The organism is Cupriavidus sp. HE11 (genome assembly GCF_056097175.1).
Window position 1 is genome coordinate 869032 of record NZ_CP184465.1, and the last position, 16454, is coordinate 885485.

Genomic DNA, 16454 nt, shown 5'->3' on the forward strand with positions numbered 1-16454 from the left:
GGCCCGCCGAGGCGGACGCCGCGCCGCATCCTGCGGCGGTGACTTCTGCGGTCCCGGCCGCCGCCGAGGCGGACGCAACTGCCGCGGCCCCGGCCACGGCGCCGGCTCAGGCGCCCACGCAGCCAGCCTCGCCGTCGCACTGCCACGGTCACGCACCCGCCATCACCCATCTGCCGACGCCCGCCCCGTGCACGCTGCCCGGCTGCGCGGAAGCCGACGCCCTGTCGCCGGCCGAACGCTACGCCGAACTGTTCGTCGACGTGCAGGCCAGCGGCATGTTCGCGGACAGCAAGACCTTTCCCGACTGCATTCCGCTCGATGCGCCCGAAGCCATCCTGGCGCGCTACCGGGCCGAGCGGGACGGGCCCGGCTTTTCGCTCGAGGCCTTCGTACGCAACTTCTTTGCCCGCGAGACCGTGTCGGACGACCACTACGAATCGGACCCGGACAACTCGATGCGCGAGCACATCGACGGCCTGTGGCCCGTGCTCACGCGCGAGCCGGCCGAACATCCGCCACGCTGCTCGCTGCTGCCGCTGCCCCGGCCATACGTGGTGCCGGGCGGGCGCTTTCGCGAGCTGTACTACTGGGATTCGTACTTCACCATGCTGGGCCTGTCGGCCAGCGGCCGGCACGACCTGCTGCGCGCGATGGCCGACAACTTCGCCTATCTGCTCGACACCTACGGGCTGGTGCCCAACGGCACGCGGTCTTACTACCTGAGCCGGTCGCAACCGCCGGTGTTCGCGCTGATGACCGATCTCTTCGAGGACGAGGGCGTCGATGCGGCCGTGCGCTACCTGCCCCAGCTTGAGCGCGAATATGCGTTCTGGATGGACGGCGCCGCGCACCTGGCCCCTGGCAACGCCTACCGGCGCCTGGTACGCATGCCCGGCGGCGCCCTGCTCAACCGCTACTGGGACGACCGCGCCCATCCGCGCGAGGAAGCGTACCTGGAAGACGTGGCAACGGCCCGGCGCGCCGGTCGCCCCGCGCACCTGGTGTTCCGCGACCTGCGCGCCGCTGCCGAGTCGGGCTGGGATTTCAGCTCGCGCTGGTGCGAGCCCGACCTCGCCAGCGGCCGGCCAACGTGCGACCTGGCGACCATCCGCACCACGGCAATCCTGCCCATCGACCTGAACGCCCTGCTCTGGCATACCGAATGCCGTCTTGGCGAACTGTGCAAGCACGCCGGTGACATGGACGGCGCCACGCGCTATCGCGAAGCGGCGGACCGTCGGCGGCAAGCCATCTCGTCGATCATGTGGGACGAAGGCATGGGCGCGTTCGTCGATTTCGACTGGCATCGCGGCACGCCCAGGCCGTATCTCAGCGCGGCCGCCCTGATGCCGCTGTTCCTGGGACTGGCCACCACCGAGCACGCGGCACAGGTCGCCAACGTAGTCGCTGCCCGGCTGCTCGAGGAAGGCGGCCTGGCTACCACGGAGATCGATTCCGGCGAGCAATGGGACCGCCCGAACGGCTGGGCGCCGCTGCAGTGGATCGGCATCATGGGCCTGCGGCGCTATGGCTGCGACGCGCTGGCGAACGACATTGCGCACCGGTGGCTGCAGACGGTGGCCAGTGTCTATGTCTCGGAATACAAGCTGGTGGAAAAATACCGGCTGCAGCGGCGCCATGCCGGCGGTGCGGAAGGGGGCGGCGGCGGCGAATATCCGCTGCAGGACGGCTTCGGGTGGACCAACGGCGTGGTCAGCGCACTACTGGACATGTATCCGTGGCACCCGGCGCAGCACAGCAAGGCAGGCCGCCCGGAGACAGGCGAACAATGATGCCGGCCCGGCCGGATCGTGGTGCCACAACGGCTGGCCGGACCTGTTACGTCCGGTATTCGGAATTTCGTTCCTTTGTTCAGAATTCCGTGACGCAGCGCCGCATTTCGTCGTGATTGTTCCGCATACGCCAATAACTCATGTGAGTTATTGGCGTAGCACATCGGGAACGTCACACTGACGCAGGGTCATTTTCGACGCGACCCTAAACGACTTGGCAACTCTTACTACCCCGACGATCCCGCGCGTCGGGGTATTTCTTTTCCGGGCCGGATTTTACATCCCTCGCGCTCGCCAGCAACCCCATTGTGCTGGATCAACAGTCAATCACCCGTCACATCCGGACACAAATTTGGGGGCTTTCCGGATGCACCATGGCGCCTCGTTCATTCACCCATGACGGAGGTCCAGCATGAAACAGCACGACAAATCCAAACCCGGGCATCTCGACGACAGCGCGGCCGGCACGGACACTGGCGGTGCGTCACGCGACGGCAAATCGCGTACGGCCCGCGCCAGGCCGGCGCGCAAGCCGACCTTCGCGGCGTTCCTCAAGAGGATTCCGCCTGGTGACGCCTACGACGACCAGGACTTCGCACGGATTCAATGACGGGGGAGACGGGACATGTATCTGATCGATACCGATGTCATCAGCGAAAGCCGCAAGGGGCGCCGGGCCGATCCCGGCGTGCGCGCCTTCTTCGAGGATGCCGAGGCCGATGGACACGCCCTGTACGTGTCAGTGGTGACAATGGGGGAACTGCGGCGCGGTGTGGAACTGAAGCGCTTCCGGGGTGACCGGCAGCAATGCCACGCGCTCGATGAATGGCTGGTGGCGGTGCAACGCCGCTACGCGCACAACATCCTTGGCGTGGACGGGCGCGTGGTGGAACTATGGGGCCACCTGCGGGTACCCCATCCGGAGAACCCGCTGGACAAGATGATCGCGGCCACCGCGATGATCCACGGTCTGGCCGTGGTCACGCGCAATGTGCGGGACTTCGCCCAGACCGGTGTGCGGCTGGTCGATCCGTTCGGGAGGGGGCCGCCCGGGCCGCTCGCGCCGAACCGCACATCGGCCCACGCATCGGCCCACAAGTCGGCCCCGGAGCCGCTAGCCGCGACGAGCCTCAGCTTGCACTGATGCCCTTCGCCTTGACGATGGCGCTCCAGCGGTCGTAGTCCTTGTTGAGCCGCGCCTGCATCTGCTTGCCGTCCTGGAACGAAGCGATGGCGCCTGCGCTGACCAGCTTCTGCTGCAACTCCTTGTCCTTGCCGATGATGTCGCGCGTCTCGCTGGCGATGCGGTCGACGATAGGCTGCGGAGTGTCCAGCGGCGCGATCAGGCCGCCCCAGGAATCGAAGTCGAAGCCCGGGAAGCCCTGCTCCGAGACGGTCTTCACGTTCGGCAGCAGCACGCGGGCATTGGGCGAACTCAGCGCGATGGCCTTGAGCTTGCCGGCGCGGATATGGGGCAACGCTGCGACCACATCGGCAAACATGATGCCCACCTGGCCGCCGAGCAGGTCGGCCACGGCCGGAGCGCTGCCACGGTAAGGCACGTGCAGCACGTCGAAGCCGCCCAGGTCCTTGAGCTGCTCCATGGCCAGATGCCCAAAGCTGCCGGTGCCCGAGCTGGTATAGCTCAACGGCGTCTTGCTGGCCTTGGCAAAGCGGATCAGGTCTGCCAGCGTCTCGACGTGCGGCACCACGGCCGGGTTGATGACGATGGCCATCGGCAGCACATAGACCGTGGCAACGGACAGGAAGTCCTTCTTCACGTCGTAGGCGTTGGTCTTGTACATCAGCGGCGCCAGCAGGGCCGGCATGCCGAACATCGACAGGTTGTAGCCATCGGCCGGGCTGCGGATAAAGCTGGCGGTGCCGATCGAGCCCGAGGCACCGGGCTTGTTCTCGATGATGACCTGCTGTCCAAGGCGTTCCGACAGCTTCTGCGCCACGATGCGCGCGGCGGTGTCGGTGGGGCCGCCAGCGGGGAAGGCCACCACCATCCTGATGAACTTGTCGGGCCAGCCGGTCTTTGCCAGCACCGAAGGCATCACGGCGGCCATCGACGCGGCAGCACCCGCCTTCAGTACCTGGCGGCGGCTCAGTAGCAGCTTGGTCATTGTCTTGTCTCCTGTCGATCGAAAATTCGGGGTGTCAGATCACGCCTCGGGATTGCAGATCCGCGATGGCGTTGTCGTCGAGCTTCAGCAATTCCTTGAACACTTCATGCGTATGCTGGCCCATGTGTGGCGGCGGCATGCGCACGGGCAGGCGCTGACCATCGAGTGCATACGGCGGGGCGAGCACGGCCTGTTCGCCGGCCTCGCTGTCTTCGAATCGATGCAGCAGGCCGGCTTGAGCCGTGCGCTCGGATTGCAGCGCGTCCAGCATGCCCAGCACCTCGCCGCACGGAATCTGCGCAACCGTCAGGCGCTGCAGCAGGTCGGCACGTGTAAAGCGCTGCAGCCGCTCCCGCACCTGTGCAAGCAGTTCGTCGCGATGGGCAGAGCGGGCCGTGTTGGTGGCAAAGCGTTCGTCATCGGCCCATTCGGGGCAGCCGATGACCTCGCGGCAGAAGCGCTGGAACTGGCCGTTGTTGCCGACCGTGATTACCAGCGGACCATCGGCGGCTTCAAACACGCCGTAGGGGACGATGGACGGATGCGCATTGCCGAACTTGGGCGGGTCGCCGGCCTTGAGCAAGGCCTCCATGCCGTAGTAGGACGTGATCATCACGCCGCAATCGTAGAGGGCCATCTGCACGTGGCGGCCGCGGCCGGTGGACTGGCGCGCGAACAGCGCGGCCAGGATCGCCTGGGCGGAATACATGCCCGTGAACATGTCGACGGCCGCCACGCCGAACTTCAGCGGGCCCTGTCCGGCCTCGCCGTTGGTCGCCATCACGCCGGACTCGCCCTGCACCACCAGGTCGTAGCCGGGGCGTTCGGCTTCGGGCGTGAAGCGGGCGTAGCCGGAAATCGAACAGTAGACCAGGCGCGGATTGATCTCGCTGAGCTGTTCGTAGCCCAGCCCGAGTTTCTCGGCGCCACCCACCTTGAAGTTCTGGATCACCACGTCGCACTGCGCGGCGAGCTGCCGGGCCAGCGCCAGGCCGGCCTCGTCCTGCAGGTCCAGCGTCACCGAACGCTTGTTGCGGTTGGCGCTATTGAAATAGGAAGTATTGCGCGAGCCGATGCGCACGCCCCAGTCGCGGGTGTCGTCGCCTCGGGCGGGATGCTCCACCTTGATGACGTCGGCACCCAGGTCGGCCAGCGCCATCGCGCACATCGGGCCTGCCAGCACACGTGACAGATCCAGCACCCGCACGCCGGCCAGCGGCAGCGATGCCATGTTTTCGTGATTCATTTTGCTGCGTCTCCCCGCGTCCGGATCTGTTCCTGCCAGGGAGGTCCGGTTGTCTTTACGAGCATGCATTGTCCATATGTTCCTTATGCTTGACAATTGCAACCGATTTTCACCATATATGAATACTCAAGGTTGACAATGGACCTGAACGCACTCGCATTGCTGGTCGATATCATCGACGCCGGCAACCTGAGCCGCGCCGCCAGCCAGCTCGGCATGAGCCGCGCCAATGTGAGCAAGCGGCTCAATCATTTCGAGCGCCAGCTTGGGGCCGAACTACTCAGGCGCAGCACCCGGCAGCTCGAACCGACCGAGCTGGGATGGCAACTCTACGAACACGGCCGCGCCATCCGCCATGAACTGATGGCCGCCCAGGAGTCTGTGCAGAGCCTGGGCAAACGCCTGAGCGGCACGGTGCGGCTTAGCGTGCCGAGCGGATTCGGCCAGCACACCATGTCGGCCTGGTTTATCGAGTTCATGACGATGTACCCCGCCATCACGCTCAATGTCATTTTCGATAACGACATCGAGGACCTGATCAAGGGGGCGGTGGACTTTTCCATCCGCGTCATGGCGGAAACGCCCACCAATGCCGTGGCCCACAGCCTGGGCGATGTCGAATATGTGGCGTGTGCCACCCCGCATCTGGTACGCGAATACGGCATGCCGCGCACGCTCGACCAGTTTCGGGACCTGCCGCTGATTACGTCCGAGCTGACCGGTCAGAAGCTGCATGCCGCGGGCCGGGCCGGCGCGGCGGGCGGGGTGCCGAGTATCCGGCCGCGCCTGATGTCGGCCAATTTCTTCTTCCTGCGCGACGCCATCCTGCAGGGGCTGGGCGTGGGCCTGGTACCCCGCTACATGGTCGACCGCGACCTGGCCGCCGGCACCTTGCTGCAACTGCCCCTGCCACCCCAGGACCTGGCGTTCCTGCGCACCACCATGTACCTGATGTACATGCCGGCCCGCTACCAGACGCGTGCAGTCACGACGCTGGTTGCCTTCCTGCGGGACAAGGCGGCCGGCCGCTGACCGCTGATCGCTGGCCGGCGTGTCCGGCCGGCGTCCGGCCACGCGCGGCATCGGCAGCTACACTTACGGCTGTACACCCTCTTCAGCCCCTTCAAACCCTTCAGACCCTGCCTCGCCCGGTTTTCCCCGGGTCGCCACCCATGCCGCACCCGACTTCCCCCGCCCCCGTCTCCCTGGTCGATTTCCGTGCCGATCCGGCCCCCACACACGACAATCCACGGCCCGACCGCCTGGTGCAGGGCAATCCGGACCGCACCACCTGGACGCACTACAGCGCCGAACAGGGCGATTTCGACTGTGGCATCTGGGCATGCCAGCCGGGCGCGTGGCGCATCGCCTTTCCGGCCGGCAAGGAAGAATTCTTCTGTGTCATCAGTGGCCGGCTGCGCATCACCAGCCATACTGGTAGCGCACGGGAGTTCGGCCCGGGCGATGCCTGCGTGATCCCGGCGGGATTCGAAGGCGTATTCGAAGTCATCGAACCCGTACGCAAGCATTTCGTCGTGATCGATCGCAACGCGGGCTGAGCGGCCCGCAGGAGACCCCTGCCATGTCCAGACGCCCCGCCCTGCTGCCTGCCCTGCCGACCATCCTCCCTGCCGCTCTCGCCGCACTCTCTTTCGCCGGCCCTGCCCCTGTACAAGCCGCGCAGGCCGCCGCCACGCCGAGCTTCGACTGCAAGAAGGCGGATGGACAGATCGAGCAGATGGTCTGCAAGGACGCCACGCTGGCACGGCTGGACCGCGAGACCACGCGCCTCTACGGCCTGGCACTCGATGCACGGTCGCTGCCGACCGCACAGAAGAAGTCGCTGATTGCCGAGCAGCGGGGCTGGATCAAGGGCCGCAACGATTGCTGGAAGGCCGACGACGCGCATGCCTGCACGGCCACCAACTATCTGCAGCGAATCTACGATCTGCGCCATGGCTATGCCGGCGCCCGCACGCAGGACGACCGAGGCATCAGCCGGGGCCCGTTCAATATCCGCTGCCCCGGCGTGGAGGCAGTCATCGCCGGCACCTTCGTGCAGACCGACCCGGGCTACGCGTACTTGCGCTGGCTTGACCAGCAACTGGTGCTGCAGCAAGCGCCGGCCGCCTCCGGCGCCCGCTATGCGGCCACGCTCAAGGACGGCGAGGCGCAGTTCTGGGACAAGGGCCCCGACGCCCGGCTGGCGTTGCCCGGCAAGCCCGAAATGAACTGCCGCGTGGAGATGACCGCCAACTGACAGCGGCCAAAACGTGGCACGGGCACGACGTTCGCCACGTGCCGGCCACGTTTCATTTGCCCCGCGCGGCACGCGTCCATATAATAACGATTCTCATTTCCCGGTACTCCGTACCTCTGCAGGCCCGCCGCGGCGACAAGGAAAGGACAATGGCCGCCGACGCCGGTCCGCATCAGGACATTCACGCGCTATACAGCAACCATCACCGCTGGCTGCTTGGCTGGCTGCACCGCAAGGTGGGCTGCTGGCACCGTTCCGCGGACCTGGCCCAGGACACGTTCATGCGGCTGCTGGCCCGCGAGGAAACCCCGTCCATTCTTGAGCCGCGCGCCTTCCTGACCACCGTCGCGCAACGCGTGATGGCAAACCAGTGGCGCCGCGACAAGCTCGAACAGGCGTACCTCGAAGCGCTGGCGCACCAGCCGCCGTCGCTGGTGCCCTCGGTCGAGGAACGGGCGATTCTGCTGGAAACGCTGCAGGAAATTGCCGAACTGCTCGACGGCCTGCCCGTGCCGGTCCAGCGCGCATTCCTGATGGCACAGCTTGACGGCCTGAGCCAGGCGGACATCGCAGCCGCCCTGAATATCTCCGTCACCACCGTCAAGCGCTACCTGATCCGCGCCGGCACGCAGTGCTATTTCGCCATCTCCTCACCGTGACCTGCGCGCCATGACCCGCACGCCCCCCGCCGCCGCCATCCGGCCCGACGTGGCACATGCCGCCGTGGAATGGCTGGTCACGCTGCAAGGCAGCGATGCCGACGATGCCACGCGCGCAGCCTGGCGCCGCTGGCTCGACCAGCATCCCGAACACGCCCGCGCGTGGGCGCATATCGAAGCCGTCAATGCCCGCCTGCGCGGCGTGGCTTCGCCACTAGCCAGCGCCATGGCCAGTGCCGCGCTGGCGCCGCCCCGCTCGGCCAATCGCCGCCAGGCCGTCCGGGCGCTTGCCGTGCTGTTCGTGGGCGGTGGCGTAGGCTGGATGACGCGCGAGCACACGCCCTTGCAGGGCTGGCTGGCCGACGCGCACACCGCCGTGGGCGAGCAACGGCGGCTGACGCTCGACGACGGCACGCTTGTGCAGCTCAATACCGATACCGCCATCGACATCGCCTTCTCGGCCACCGAGCGCCGCGTGATCCTGAAGCGCGGCGAGATCGAGATCGAGACCGCACGCGATGCGGCAGCCGTGTCGCCACGACCGTTCGTCGTCGCCATGCAGGCGGCCACGCTGCAGCCGCTGGGTACGCGCTTCGCGGTGCGGCATCTGCCCGATGCGGGCTGGATCGGCGTGACCGAAGGCGCCGTGTCGGTGCGCCCCGCCGAAGCCACGGACGCCGAGCGCATCGTCAAGGCCGGCCAGGCCACGCACTTCACGTCCACACGTGTCGAGGCACCTGCACCGCTTTCCGACGCCGCCACTGCCTGGACCGACGGCATGCTGGTGGCGGCCGACATGCGGCTCGATGCATTCCTGGCCGATGTCGACCGCTATCGCCCGGGCCATCTGCGCTGCGATCCCGCCATCGCGGCCCTGCGCGTGTCCGGCACCTTCCCTATCGCCGACACTGACCGCATCCTCGACGCACTACGCGGCATGCTGCCGGTGCGCATCCATTTCATGACGCGCTACTGGACCACGGTGCTGCCGGCCTGATCGTCGCTTTACGCTTTTTATGCGACGGCTGGGCCGATTGGACGCTGCACGGCTTCACCACTCCAGGCGCGAATGATGTCCACCGCACCTGTGCCCGCACCTATCCCCGCATCAGCTTCCGCGGCGCCATTCGCCTCGCAGGCCGCCTGGCCGATTTCGCGTGCCCAGTATTGCTCCGAACCATCGGCCACACGCCATGCATGCAGCCGGCGCGTATAAAGCTGCAGGTCGTATTCAGCGGTGACGCCGATGGCCCCGTGCACGGCGTGGGCCATCGATGTGACCGGCGTCACGGCATCGCTGGCTCCGAACTTGGCGATGGCCGCGTGCATGCGATGCGGCGTCGGGCCTTCGGCGGAAAATGCGATCTGCGCGGCCATGCGCGTGGCCGCCACCTGCTCGGCCATCACGCTGATCTGGTGCTGGATCGCCTGGAACTTGCCCACTGGGCGGCCAAACTGCACGCGGTCGTTGGCGTACTGCAGGGTCAGGTCGAACACGCGCGCGATGGCACCTGCCATCTGCGCGGCATGCAGCGCGGCACCGATGGTTTGCAGCGTGCCCGGCGCCAGGTCGAAGCTCGGCCCAGGCGTACTGGCAATGCTGACCGTAAGGTCGCCATGCACGCCGGTTGGCGCCACTTTGGCGGCGTCGCGACGCAACAGCCAGGCACGGCCTGCCTGCTGCGCCAGGAACCAGCTTGCCGTGGCCCCATCGGCCACTCTGGCACGCCCCTGCTGCCCGAAACTGGCTAGCGCGACGGGCCCGTCCGGTATCGCAACGCCGGCCGCGTGCAGCACCGCGCGCGCAAACATGGTCTGACCCAGCGGCAGCGGTATCGCGTATTGCCCAGTGACCAGCAGCATCGGCAAGATGTCTCGCAGGGTCAGGCCGGCATCGGGTAGCAGGCTGTCCGCGAAACCGCTGGCATCGAGTTGCGCCCAGAGCGCGGCGGCCGCGGGTGCGTCGCCGGCCTCGATGGCCCGCACCACGGCTGGCGTGCAGTGATCGCGCAGCACCGTTTCCAGCGCATCGGCGTAAATGTCGTCCATGCCCATTCTCCGTGTCAGCGTAGCCCCAGGCCCCGCGCGATCATCCCGCGCAGGATTTCGCGCGTGCCGCCCCGCAGCGAATAGGTCGGCGAGATCTGGCTCACATAGGCCGCCGTGCGATACAGGTCGGCGTCTGTGGCCAGGTCCATGTCGTCGCCCAGTGCCGCCTCGGCCAGCGCGCCAATCGATTGTTCCAGCCCGGTGCCCAGGTCCTTGACCAGCGCGGCCTCGACCAGCGGGCTTTCACCGGCGGCCAGCCGGGCAGTCACGGCCAGCGACATGGCGCGTAGCGTGGCAAGCTGCGCCATGATCCGGCCGATTGTCACCACATCGCGCCGCACCGCCGGCAGCCGGCGCAGCGCCGCCATCCATGCATCGAGCAGGACCACGCTCGAATACAGCCGCTCCGGGCCGCTGCGCTCAAAAGCCAGTTCTGCGTTGACCTGCTCCCAGCCCGCGCCCTCCTGCCCCACCAGCGCGTCGGCAGGCAGCAACACGTCATCGAAGCTGACCTCCGAAAAATGGGCGTCGCCGGCCAGGTCCTGGATGGGCCGTACCGTCACGCCCGGCAGCGACAGGTCGACGATCACCTGCGACAGGCCCTTCTGCCGGTCACCGGCCTCGCCGGACGTCCGCACCAGCGCCAGCATGAAGTGGCAGCGGTCGGCGTTGGTCGTCCAGATCTTGCGGCCATTGAGCCGCCATCCGCCATCGGGCAGCGGCACCGCACGCGTCGCCACGCTTGCCAGGTCGGACCCCGAATTGGGCTCGCTCATGCCGATGCAGAAGAACGCTTCGGCGCGGCAGATGCGCGGCAGGTAGAAGGCGCGCTGCGCGTCGCTGCCGTAACGCAGGATCAGCGGGCCGCTCTGACGGTCGGCGATCCAGTGCGCCGACACCGGCGCGCCGCAGGCCAGCAACTCCTCCACCAGCACGAAGCGCGAGAACGCATCGAGTCCGGCGCCGCCGTACTGCGCGGGCAGCGTGATACCGACCCATCCGCGCCGGGCCAGCGCGCGGCTGAACCCGGCATCGAATCCCATCCACGAGCGCGCCCGCACATCGGGCGGCAGCGCGGGCAGATGGTCTTGCAGGAAGGCCTTGACCTCCTGCCGGAACGCGGCGGCCCCGGCAGGCAAGGCAGTCAGCGCAAACGTGCCAAACAGCGAATGCAATGTCGACTCCTTTACTGATCGATCCAGCGGCCGGCAGCCGGTCAATGCCGGTCAGTCCAGCGTGACGCCCGTGTCCTTGACCACCTTTTGCCAGCGGTCGATTTCATGGGCCAGGTAATTCGCGTAGGCGTCGGGGCTGGAGCCACGTGCCTCGGCCCCCTGCGCGGCCAGGCTGGCGCGGACATCGGCCGAACCCAGCGCCTTCAGCGCGGCGGCGTTCAGCTTGCGCACGATATCGGGCGGCGTTCTGGCGGGCACCATCATGCCCTGCCAGGCGCCAACCTCGAACCCCTGCATGCCCGATTCCGCCAGCGTGGGCACGTCCGGCAACTGCGCACTGCGCGCGGCACTGGTCACGGCCAGCGCCTTCATGCGCTTGTCGCGGATAAACGGCAGCGACGAGTTGATCGTATCGGTCATGAACTGCACCTGGCCGCTGGCGAGATCGGTGAGCGCGGGGGCGCTACCCTTGTACGGCGCGTGCACTGCGTCCAGTCCGTTGGCCTGCAGGAACAGGAACGCGGCCAGATGCGTGACATTGCCGTTGCCGGCCGAGCCGTAGGTCATCTTGCCGGGATGGGCCTTGAGCCATGCCACGAACTCGGGCACCGTGTTCGCCGGCACCTGCGCGTTGACTTCCAGCACCAGCGGCACGTTGGCCGTCATGGCTACCGGCACCAGGTCGCGCTTCACGTCGTAGGGCAGCTTCTTGTACAGCGCCTGGCTAAGCGCGATCGACGACGTGTTGTACAGCACCGTGTAGCCATCGGCGGGCGCCTTGGCGACGATCTCGTTGCCGATATTGCCGTTGGCTCCGGGCCGGTTGTCGACCAGCACCTGCTGGCCCAGTTCATCCGACATCTTCCTGGCGATCACGCGCGACACCAGGTCGGTAGGCCCGCCGGGCGGGAACGGCACCACCAGCCGGATGGGCCGGTCGGGATAGGCCGCGGCCTGCGCCGGGCGTGGCAGCATGGCTACGGCCAGCGCGCAGCCTGTCAGCGCCAGCAGCCATGTGCGGCGCGATGGAACGTTGAAGCAATGCCTGGCAATTCTGCTCTGTGATGGCATGGTTGTCTCCTCCGGTTAAAACCGTGTCCTGCCTGGCCTGTCAGTGGCCGGGCGGCGCGCGCCGTGATGCCCTCGATGGCGCTTTGGTTGCGCCCCGTCCGCGCCCGTCCGTGCCCGGGTGTGTCGACCCGGCCGTCAGGCCTCGCGTCCGGCCAGCAGCCGCCGCGCGGTATAGGTCATGACCAGCTCCTGGCGCTGGTTGAATACCTCGATCGACGAATCCACCACGGCGCGGCCGCTCTTCGACGTCGGCCGCACACCGGTCACGGTGATCCGTGCGTGGATGGTGTCGCCCACCAGCACCGGGCCGTGGATCTTCTGCGTCAGTTCGAGCATCGCCAGGCCCGTGCCCTGGATCATCGTCTGCAGGATGAACCCTTCGATCAGCGCGTAGGTCAGCGCGGCAGGCACCGGCCGGCCCTTGATCGCGCCCGCCTCGTAACCCTCCTCGATGAAGATGGCCTCCAGCATGCCGGTGACCGAGATGAAGTTGACCAGGTCGGTCTCGGTCACGGTGCGGCGGAAGGTTTCGAATACCTGGCCTTCGCGGATGTCCTGCCAGTAGAAGCCCTGTCCCAGGCGTTGCGGCTGTGCTGCGGTCATGTTGTCTCCGTGTCGTGTATCGATGGGGAAGGGTTCGATGGTCAATCGCCCAGCGCGGCGATCTCGGCATCGCTCAGGCCCAGGCTGCCCAGCACCTCGCGCGTATGCTCGCCCAGGCGCGGCGGCACGGTGGCATGGGCGCGCTCGCCGTCGAATCGCACCGGCGCCCCCGGAAAACGCAGCGTACCCATGGCCGGGTCGTCCACCTGATCGAAAAAACCGGTGGCCCGCAGGTGCGGATCGTCCACTAGTTCGTTCAGGTCGTTGACGCGGGCCACCGGGATCTGCAGCGTCTCGCACAGCGCCAGCCAGTCGGCGGTGCTGCGTTCGCGCACCAGTTCGCCGGTGATCTCGTAAAGCGTCTCGATATGGCGTGTGCGCGCGGCGATGTCCGTGAAGCGCGCATCGGCGGCCAGGTCGTCGCGGCCGGCGGCCTGGAAGAAGTCGCGCCAGTGGGCATCGGTGTACGGCATCATGCAGACGTAGCCATCGGCCGTCTGGTAAGGCCGACGCAACGGCGCCAGCACGCGCGGATAGCCGGCGGTGGCGCGCGGCGGCTCGAAGTGCTGCCCATACAGGTGCTCGACCAGATTGAATGCCACCATCGACTCGAACATCGGCACTTCCACCATGCCGCCATTGCCGCCATTGCGCTCGCGGCCAGCCAGCGCGGCGGAGATCGACAGCGCCGCCACCAGGCCGCTGGTCTTGTCAGCCGAAATCGTCGGGAAATAGCGCACGGTGCCAGTCTGCGCAGCCATTAGCGCGGCGTTGCCGCACAGCCCCTGGATGATGTCGTCGTAGGCCGGGCGGCCGCCGTAGGGGCCATCCTCGGCAAAGCCCAGCAGGCTCACGTAGACCAGTTGCGGATGGCGCGCCATGACACTGGCCGGCTCCAGGTCCAGCTTGCCCAGCTTCTGCGGGCGCATGCTGTGCAGGAACACGTCGGCCGTTTCCAGCAGCCTGTGCAACGCCGCCTGGGCGGCCGGCTGCTTCAGGTTCAGCACCACGCTCTTCTTGCTGCGGTTTACGCCCAGAAAAATGGCGGACATGCCATCTTCGGTAGCCGGGCCGGTGCGGCGCGTGGAATCGCCGTCGGGCGTTTCCACCTTGATGACTTCGGCGCCCAGGTCGGCCAGCCACTGGCTGGCGTACGGGCCCATGACAACTGTCGACAGGTCGACGACACGAACACCTGACAGGGGCAGCATCGTGGTGTCTCCTTATGGCTTTTATGGATCTGATGGGGGCCTAGCGTAGTCCAGCCGGCCGCTTGCGTCTAATATTAGATATTTAAGAACTGATATCGGTTGTATATCACCATGGACCTGCGCCAGCTCCAGCAGTTTGTCGTGCTTGCCGAGACCGGCAACTTTCACCGTGCCGCCGAGCGCCTGCATATGGCGCAGCCGCCGCTGTCCATCTCGATCCGCAAGCTCGAAGCGTCGCTGGGCACCGCGCTGTTCGTGCGAACCACGCGTGGCGTGCGGCTGACTCAGGCCGGCGAGGCAGCGCTGAACGATGCCCGTCGCGCGCTGTTCCATGCGGAGCAGGCGCGCGCCGCCGCCCAATCGGCCGCGCATGGCGAGCGCGGGGCACTGCGCGTGGGCTTTGTCGGATCGGCCACCTATGCGCTGCTGCCGCGCCTGATTCCGGCGTTTCGGGGCGAACACCCCGGTATCGAACTGATCCTGCACGAATCCACCTCGGCCGCGATCCTCGACCGCATTGAACGCGGGCAGCTCGACGCGGGGCTGGTGCGCTTTCCCATCCTGAGCAGCGGTCCCTTCCAGCTGCTGCCACTGGAATCCGATTCGTTCATGGCCGCCGTGCCGGCCGAGAGCCGCTTCGCCGCCCAGGACAGCATCGCGCTCAAGGCACTGGCCGACGAACCCTTCATCATGCATCCCAGCGCCGACGTGCCCAACCTTCAGGCCGTGGCGATGTTGCTATGCCAGCAGGCCGGTTTCGTGCCGCGCATCACACAGGAAGCCGTACAGGTGCAGACCATCGTCAGCCTGGTGGAGAGCGGATTGGGCGTGGCGCTGGTGCCGGGGGTGACGGCACGCTATACCAACCGGCGCGTGCGCTTTCTGCGCCTGTCGAGCCCGCGCCCGACCAACCGCATCGGCATTGCGCTGGCGACGCAGCAGGACACCGACGACCTGCATGTGCAGCGGTTTGTATCGGTAGCGCGACGGATTGCGCAGGAGGAGAAAGGGCAGGAGTCAAGCGGAGATTAGCGTTCCGCGCGGCCGCCGGCACGTGATCATGGCCTAATACTGATAAACCACCTGCATCCCCGCCGTCACGACGACAAATCCTGTTCGGGTACCAGCACGCGCGTGGTGACGTAACCCTTCGACAGGATCGTTTGCGATAGCCCCTTGACCAGCGTCTCGACACCCTGCTTGCCAACGCACTCGCCCTGGTAATGGTCAAGCCACAGTTGTGCAAAGGCAAACGGGTCCATCGGCAGGGCCGAGGCGCCTGCGGCTTGCAGGTCAGCAGGAAGGTCCCTGGGGACTTCGAGGGCGAAGCGGTTGACTCGGAAGCACGGGAATTCCTGCGGCAACGCAGGAAATTCGGCGCGGGCGGTTGCTTCAGCGCGCACCGCCGGTGCATCAACAATGGCCGCGCGTTCGCGGGCTTCCTGCTGCTGGCGCGTGCGCTGGTCTTGCTCGGCGTTGGTCAGGGCGGTGGCCTGGCCGGGGGGCGGCGGGACTTGGGCCAGCGCAAGCGATGGGATAGGATGGTTGAAAGGCCAAGTGCGAGTGACGCGAGCTTGGCAATGTGCGGCGACTTCGAAAACATCGGCGTGACAAGGGGCAGGCGGGACCGAGTCGCCCGCCAGAAGAGTGCGTGTTGATTAGGGATAGGGGCGGATTGCTATGCGCATCGCCGCCTATGATGGATCTGAAGTTACTAACTTCTCCGTCGATCAGAGAGCGGCCCCTCGTTCGTTGAGCAACCTTAGCAAATCTGAGCCCGCCTTTACCCAAAATTTCTCACCTTCAGGTAACATCGTCTCATCATATTCATTTGCAAAATCTACGAATTCACCAACCCAGCCATCTGGAATGTATCGTTCCATCGGGGTCCCTTCTGAATAAAATGCGGCGACCCGCCTCCCATCGAAATCGACAAACATGATAGGAAACAGGTCCTTCACATCCCACCACGATTTTGCACCAACAAAACGTTTTGCCAGCTCAAAGCTCAACTCTTCGCGATCGACCTCGAATTCAGACATGCTTTCAAGAAATATTCTTGCATTGTTTTGATTAACCGATCTTATACCGAATCTATACGATTCGTCGAAATCAGGGACATCGTACCCGTGACTGATAAATTCATTTCTCCACTTATCAATATCGAGTACCCATAAATCCCGATCGCTGCGAAACCACCTTATTTTTCCGCAAAATCTCACCATCACAACTGAATTTTCTTCTACATCGTCAATCAT

At 66.1% G+C, this 16454-nt stretch carries 17 protein-coding genes and 1 pseudogene; 9 read left to right on the plus strand and 9 right to left on the minus strand.

Annotation, left to right across the window (positions count from 1 at the left end):
* Positions 1-38: 38 nt before the first annotated feature.
* The 3 genes from treF (at position 39) to ACOABP_RS21295 (ending at position 2937) form a co-directional block, all read left to right on the plus strand.
* Entirely contained in the window at positions 39-1793 is a 1755-nt protein-coding gene (gene treF, locus ACOABP_RS21285; protein ID WP_474230089.1) for an alpha,alpha-trehalase TreF, read from the plus strand.
* Between the two features lie 412 nt (positions 1794-2205).
* Positions 2206-2403 carry a hypothetical protein gene (locus tag ACOABP_RS21290; protein ID WP_474230091.1) on the plus strand — a complete coding sequence of 66 codons (198 nt, stop codon included), beginning with the start codon at positions 2206-2208 and terminating at the stop codon, positions 2401-2403.
* Positions 2404-2418: 15 nt separating this feature from the next.
* Positions 2419-2937, plus strand: a complete 519-nt coding sequence (locus ACOABP_RS21295) for a PIN domain-containing protein (protein WP_474230093.1) — start codon at positions 2419-2421, stop codon at positions 2935-2937.
* Here ACOABP_RS21295 and ACOABP_RS21300 read toward each other — a convergent pair.
* Together ACOABP_RS21300 and ACOABP_RS21305 are read right to left on the minus strand one after the other, a co-directional pair.
* A complete protein-coding gene (locus ACOABP_RS21300) occupies positions 2924-3922 on the minus strand; it encodes a tripartite tricarboxylate transporter substrate binding protein (protein ID WP_474230094.1) in 999 nt (332 codons plus the stop codon). The genes ACOABP_RS21295 and ACOABP_RS21300 overlap by 14 nt on opposite strands.
* A gap of 34 nt (positions 3923-3956) precedes the next feature.
* On the minus strand, positions 3957-5168 hold the full coding sequence (locus tag ACOABP_RS21305) for a CaiB/BaiF CoA transferase family protein (protein ID WP_474230095.1): 1212 nt from the start codon (positions 5166-5168) through the stop codon (positions 3957-3959).
* Between the two features lie 138 nt (positions 5169-5306).
* Between ACOABP_RS21305 and ACOABP_RS21310 the strand changes: the two genes are divergently transcribed.
* The 5 genes from ACOABP_RS21310 (at position 5307) to ACOABP_RS21330 (ending at position 9084) form a co-directional block, all read left to right on the plus strand.
* Positions 5307-6200 (plus strand): LysR family transcriptional regulator, encoded by an 894-nt coding sequence (locus ACOABP_RS21310; RefSeq protein WP_474230097.1) that lies wholly within the window; start codon positions 5307-5309, stop codon positions 6198-6200.
* A 140-nt stretch (positions 6201-6340) separates the two neighbouring features.
* On the plus strand, positions 6341-6727 hold the full coding sequence (locus ACOABP_RS21315) for a cupin domain-containing protein (RefSeq protein ID WP_474230099.1): 387 nt from the start codon (positions 6341-6343) through the stop codon (positions 6725-6727).
* 23 nt (positions 6728-6750) lie between these two features.
* Positions 6751-7428, plus strand: a complete 678-nt coding sequence (locus ACOABP_RS21320) for an MliC family protein (RefSeq protein WP_474230100.1) — start codon at positions 6751-6753, stop codon at positions 7426-7428.
* 149 nt (positions 7429-7577) lie between these two features.
* Positions 7578-8087 carry a sigma-70 family RNA polymerase sigma factor gene (locus tag ACOABP_RS21325; protein ID WP_474230102.1) on the plus strand — a complete coding sequence of 170 codons (510 nt, stop codon included), beginning with the start codon at positions 7578-7580 and terminating at the stop codon, positions 8085-8087.
* A gap of 10 nt (positions 8088-8097) precedes the next feature.
* The gene (locus ACOABP_RS21330; protein ID WP_474230103.1) at positions 8098-9084 is read left to right on the plus strand and encodes a FecR domain-containing protein; all 987 of its coding nucleotides are present in this window, start codon (positions 8098-8100) and stop codon (positions 9082-9084) included.
* A 17-nt stretch (positions 9085-9101) separates the two neighbouring features.
* Here ACOABP_RS21330 and ACOABP_RS21335 read toward each other — a convergent pair whose 3' ends face one another.
* From ACOABP_RS21335 to ACOABP_RS21355, 5 genes are all read right to left on the minus strand, one after another.
* Entirely contained in the window at positions 9102-10136 is a 1035-nt protein-coding gene (locus ACOABP_RS21335) for an acyl-CoA dehydrogenase family protein (protein WP_474230105.1), read from the minus strand.
* 14 nt (positions 10137-10150) lie between these two features.
* Complete coding sequence (locus ACOABP_RS21340) at positions 10151-11311, minus strand: acyl-CoA dehydrogenase family protein (protein ID WP_474230106.1); 1161 nt, start codon at positions 11309-11311, stop codon at positions 10151-10153.
* A 51-nt stretch (positions 11312-11362) separates the two neighbouring features.
* The gene (locus ACOABP_RS21345; protein ID WP_474230107.1) at positions 11363-12382 is read right to left on the minus strand and encodes a Bug family tripartite tricarboxylate transporter substrate binding protein; all 1020 of its coding nucleotides are present in this window, start codon (positions 12380-12382) and stop codon (positions 11363-11365) included.
* A gap of 135 nt (positions 12383-12517) precedes the next feature.
* A complete protein-coding gene (locus ACOABP_RS21350) occupies positions 12518-12985 on the minus strand; it encodes a MaoC family dehydratase (RefSeq protein ID WP_066736886.1) in 468 nt (155 codons plus the stop codon).
* A 41-nt stretch (positions 12986-13026) separates the two neighbouring features.
* Positions 13027-14196 (minus strand): CaiB/BaiF CoA transferase family protein, encoded by a 1170-nt coding sequence (locus ACOABP_RS21355; protein WP_474230109.1) that lies wholly within the window; start codon positions 14194-14196, stop codon positions 13027-13029.
* Positions 14197-14307: 111 nt separating this feature from the next.
* Here ACOABP_RS21355 and ACOABP_RS21360 point away from each other — a divergent pair, with 111 nt between their 5' ends.
* Positions 14308-15228 (plus strand): LysR family transcriptional regulator, encoded by a 921-nt coding sequence (locus ACOABP_RS21360; RefSeq protein WP_474230111.1) that lies wholly within the window; start codon positions 14308-14310, stop codon positions 15226-15228.
* A 68-nt stretch (positions 15229-15296) separates the two neighbouring features.
* On the opposite strand, the pseudogene ACOABP_RS21365 reads toward ACOABP_RS21360, so the two are convergent.
* Positions 15297-15719 (minus strand): annotated as a pseudogene (locus tag ACOABP_RS21365) (POTRA domain-containing protein); the annotation flags it as partial.
* A gap of 207 nt (positions 15720-15926) precedes the next feature.
* A complete protein-coding gene (locus ACOABP_RS21370; protein WP_474230113.1) occupies positions 15927-16454 on the minus strand; it encodes a hypothetical protein in 528 nt (175 codons plus the stop codon).

Coding starts and splice junctions, on each gene's coding strand:
- ACOABP_RS21320 (WP_474230100.1), top strand. CDS start 6,751: ATGTCCAGACGCCCCGCCCTGCTGCCTGCCCTGCCGACCATCCTCCCT.
- ACOABP_RS21290 (WP_474230091.1), top strand. CDS start 2,206: ATGAAACAGCACGACAAATCCAAACCCGGGCATCTCGACGACAGCGCG.
- ACOABP_RS21350 (WP_066736886.1), bottom strand. CDS start 12,985: ATGACCGCAGCACAGCCGCAACGCCTGGGACAGGGCTTCTACTGGCAG.
- ACOABP_RS21300 (WP_474230094.1), bottom strand. CDS start 3,922: ATGACCAAGCTGCTACTGAGCCGCCGCCAGGTACTGAAGGCGGGTGCT.
- ACOABP_RS21310 (WP_474230097.1), top strand. CDS start 5,307: ATGGACCTGAACGCACTCGCATTGCTGGTCGATATCATCGACGCCGGC.
- ACOABP_RS21335 (WP_474230105.1), bottom strand. CDS start 10,136: ATGGACGACATTTACGCCGATGCGCTGGAAACGGTGCTGCGCGATCAC.
- ACOABP_RS21315 (WP_474230099.1), top strand. CDS start 6,341: ATGCCGCACCCGACTTCCCCCGCCCCCGTCTCCCTGGTCGATTTCCGT.
- ACOABP_RS21370 (WP_474230113.1), bottom strand. CDS start 16,454: ATGATTGACGATGTAGAAGAAAATTCAGTTGTGATGGTGAGATTTTGC.
- ACOABP_RS21345 (WP_474230107.1), bottom strand. CDS start 12,382: ATGCCATCACAGAGCAGAATTGCCAGGCATTGCTTCAACGTTCCATCG.
- ACOABP_RS21305 (WP_474230095.1), bottom strand. CDS start 5,168: ATGAATCACGAAAACATGGCATCGCTGCCGCTGGCCGGCGTGCGGGTG.
- ACOABP_RS21295 (WP_474230093.1), top strand. CDS start 2,419: ATGTATCTGATCGATACCGATGTCATCAGCGAAAGCCGCAAGGGGCGC.
- ACOABP_RS21360 (WP_474230111.1), top strand. CDS start 14,308: ATGGACCTGCGCCAGCTCCAGCAGTTTGTCGTGCTTGCCGAGACCGGC.
- ACOABP_RS21330 (WP_474230103.1), top strand. CDS start 8,098: ATGACCCGCACGCCCCCCGCCGCCGCCATCCGGCCCGACGTGGCACAT.
- ACOABP_RS21325 (WP_474230102.1), top strand. CDS start 7,578: ATGGCCGCCGACGCCGGTCCGCATCAGGACATTCACGCGCTATACAGC.
- ACOABP_RS21355 (WP_474230109.1), bottom strand. CDS start 14,196: ATGCTGCCCCTGTCAGGTGTTCGTGTCGTCGACCTGTCGACAGTTGTC.